This is a genomic window from Prosthecobacter sp. (genome assembly GCF_044232965.1).
Taxonomy (GTDB): Bacteria; Verrucomicrobiota; Verrucomicrobiia; order Verrucomicrobiales; family Verrucomicrobiaceae; genus Prosthecobacter.
Genome location: NZ_JBIIKX010000154.1, coordinates 1 through 3,225, shown reverse-complemented (window position 1 = coordinate 3,225; position 3,225 = coordinate 1). Strand labels below are relative to the sequence as shown.

2 protein-coding genes are annotated in these 3,225 nt (G+C 60.7%); one reads left to right on the top strand and one right to left on the bottom strand.

The genetic code is table 11. The features are described from left to right. Nucleotides 1-994: alpha/beta hydrolase family protein (locus ACILSI_RS26900; protein WP_395725016.1), on the bottom strand; the 994-nt coding region annotated here is incomplete at its 3' end. Nucleotides 995-1,167: 173 nt separating this feature from the next. Here ACILSI_RS26900 and ACILSI_RS26895 point away from each other — a divergent pair. After that, the coding region (locus tag ACILSI_RS26895; protein WP_395725015.1) for a PVC-type heme-binding CxxCH protein at nucleotides 1,168-3,225 on the top strand (2,058 nt) is incomplete at its 3' end.

The following is a 3,225-nucleotide window of genomic DNA, read 5'->3' as shown; positions in this document are numbered from 1 at the left end:
AGAGCTTCTGAAGTTCAGGAAAGCCCTTGGTGGCCAGTTCCTTGGTCCAGTCGTTCGCGGTGTTCATGCCCTGCGGCTTGGGCGCAAACAGTCCGGCGAACTCGATGTTGCCAGTGCCGATGCGCAGAAGGCTGGCGTTTTCACAGGTGCAGCCGCCCTGCATGGAGGTGCTGACCATGACACAAGGAAAGGAGAGCTTGATGCGGTCGTCGATGGCCGCAAGGAGCATCGTCTGAGTGCCACCGCCGCTCGCGCCGGTGATGGCGGTGCGCTCAGGATCGACCTCGGGCAGCGAAAGCAGGAAGTCGAGGCCGCGCACGGCATTCCAGGTTTGCAGGCCCATGATGGATTGTAGACGAGCCTCCGCCTGCGGGCTGTAGAGGCCCCAGTTTTCGACCGTGTTGGCCTCAGGCCGTTGTTTGGCGAAGCGATGCACGATTTCGGGCGAGAACTGGATGGAGTCCGAGTCGCTAAGCATGTCCCACTGCCAGACAACACAGCCCATGCGGGCGAGTTGGACGCAAAGAGACTGGAAGATGCTCTTGCCACCGCGCTCGAAACGCTCGGCACCCGTGGCGATCTCTGCACGCACTTTTTCTGGTTCCCCGAGGGCTAGGCGCGCGTCTTTCCAATGCCCATGCGCGAACATGACGCCGGGAACTTTGCCTTTGATGACCTTAGGCTTCCACAGACTGCCGGTGACAAAGAAACCAGGAGCGCTTTCAAAATAGACCTTTTCAACAGTGAATCCATCGCCCTCGACCTTGCCATGCACGACGGCATTGAGCGGCGTCTTGGTCGGCATCGGGAACAATCCTTCCGCCACGAGAATCTGGCGGCGCACCTGCTCCTTGCGGGCATCCCATTCGCTCAGTGACGAAGGCGGATTGAAGGGGAAATAGCCATTCAGGTCTTTCGGCGGTTGCAGGCGGATGTCTTCGGCATGGGCGAGCGTGATGCCAAAGGCAGCAAGGAAAAGCAGATGGAGTTTCATGGGTTGGGAATGACGGCGAGACAGCTACGGAGCGAGCCTGCGAAGTTCATCATGGACGTGATCAGATGGCAATCACAGACCGTCCGCCCTGCCGCCTTGCATTCAGGCCAAGTCTCGCCCCATTTCCGCCCGCAAGAAGCCCGCCGCCATCTCGTTCCTTCCGCCCCCTCGATATGCCCAACCGCAAAAACCTCCTCGTCGCACTCGCCATCGTTGCACCGCTCGCGCTCATCGCCGCCAAGCCGGACAAACCGAAGAAAGACAAAGGCCCGTTTGTCGCGGCGAAACCCGCCTTTACGCCGGATTACAACGCACCCGCATTTGATGCGAGCAAGGTGAAGCATGATCTTCTCGACCCAAGCACATTCAAGGTGCCCGAGGGCCTCGAAATCACCGTATGGGCTACCTCACCGCAGTTGTTCAACCCGGCGAACATGGACATCGACCACGCCGGCCGTGTCTGGGTCACCGAAGGCGTCAATTACCGCCGCCACAGCGGGCGCAGCCGTGAGGGCGACTGCGTGCGCGTTTTGCAGGACACCGATGGAGATGGCAAGTGCGACACCAGCCACGTCTTCGTGCGTGAGAAAGAACTGGAGTGCCCGCTAGGCGTCGCGGTATTCGATAACGTCATCTTTGTCTCCAACACGCCGAACATCATCAAGTACACCGATGTAAACCGCGATTTGAAGTTCGATCCCGCCGTGGACACGCGTGAGATCTTTCTCAGCGGATTCGAGCAGCCGCAGCACGATCATAGCCTGCACAGCGTCTATGCCGGACCCGATGGCCGGTTGTATTTCAGCAATGGAAACTGCGGTGCGCAGTTCAGCGACAAGAGCGGCAACACCTTCCGCATCGGCGGCGCTTATCTGAACAACGACTACACCGGTGAAAAGAGCGACGACGGTCATGTCTATGTCGGCGGCTTCACCGCCAGCATCGACCCCAGCGGCCACAAGGCCAAGATCCTGGGCTACAACTACCGCAACAGCTACGAAGGCGTGCGCACCTCCTTCGGCGACATGTTCCTCAACGACAACGACGATCCACCCGCCTGCCGCGTGAGCCATCTCATCGAAGGCGGCAGCTTCGGTTTTTTCTCCCGCGATGGAAAACGCCAGTGGCGTGCCGACAAACGCCCCGGCCAAAACATTCCCGAGGCCGAGTGGCGGCAGGACGATCCCGGCAGCATCCCTGCGGGCGATGTCTATGGCGGCGGTGCTCCCACCGGTCTGTGCTTTTATGAAAACGGCGCTCTCGGTGAGAAATGGAACGGTCTGCTGCTCAGTTGCGAAACAGGTCGCAATGTTGTCTTCGGTTATCTGCCGAAACCCGATGGCGCAGGCTTCAAGCTCGAACGCTTCGACTTCTGCACGAGCAACACCACCGGCGTCTTCAAAGGCAGCGATTTCGTCGGTGGAGCGAACAACCTCTCCGACGACCGCCACACCCTCTTCCGCCCGAGCGATGTGTGCGTAGGCCCCGATGGCGCGATTTACATCAGCGACTGGTTTGACAAACGCACCGGCGGTCATCAGGACACAGATGAAACCTGCAGCGGCACGATCTACCGCGTCGCCCCCAAAGGATTCAAACCCCGTGTGCCAGGTGTCGAACTCGACACCATCGAAGGGCAGATCGTCGCGCTTGAATCGCCTGCGACGAATGTTCGCCACACCGCCTTCACCCGCTTGAAAGAGGCCGGGGAGGCCGTCCTGCCGCAGGTCACCAAACTGCGTGACCACGCCAACCCGCACATCGCCTCACGGGCCGTCTGGCTGCTCGCCCAACTCGGTGAGAAAGGCCTCATCGCCACACGGTCATGGCTTGAATCCGACGACGCCACCAAGCGCCTCGTCGCTCTCCGGGCCATTCGTGCCGCCACCGATGACGGTCTCGACATCATCGCCAGCATGTCCTCCGACCAGTCCCCCATGGTGCGCCGTGAAGTCGCGGTCTCCCTGCGCGACGTTCCAGCCAAACAAAGCGTGCCGCTGCTCGCCAAACTCGCCCGCCACATCGACGGCAGCGATCGCTCCCTGCTCGAAGCCTGGGGCATCGGCTGCTCTGGCAAAGAAGAGCTGGTTTGGAGCGTCCTGATATCCGAAGGCGATTGGAGCGAGGGCTTCGCACACCTCACTTGGCGCCTTCACCCCGTCGCCGCAGTGCCTGAACTGCAAAAGCGCGCCTCCAGTGACAAATTCACGCCCGAGCAGCGCAAGCTCGCG